This is a genomic window from Bradyrhizobium sp. Kon58 (genome assembly GCF_055807455.1).
On sequence record NZ_JBVVOT010000664.1, the window covers coordinates 1 to 235 of the forward strand.

General features: G+C 65.1%; 1 protein-coding gene. It reads left to right on the plus strand.

Annotation, left to right across the window (positions count from 1 at the left end; all coding sequences use genetic code 11):
* The coding region (locus AC0L20_RS41875; protein ID WP_473295974.1) for an EamA family transporter at positions 1-235 on the plus strand (235 nt) is incomplete at both ends.

Genomic DNA, 235 nt, shown 5'->3' on the forward strand with positions numbered 1-235 from the left:
GACCCGGTGTTCCTCACCATGCTGCGCGCCACGCTGGCGGCCATCCTGGGCCTGTGCCTATTGCGGTTGTTCAAGGAAAAACGCCCCACCGGCGCGCAATGGGCGCCCTTGATCATCGTCGCGTTCGGCGTGGTAATCGGCTTTCCGCTGCTGACTGCGCTGGCGCTGCAGTACGTGACCTCCGCGCACTCCATCGTGTTTATCGGCCTGCTGCCGCTGGCGACGGCGATCTTCG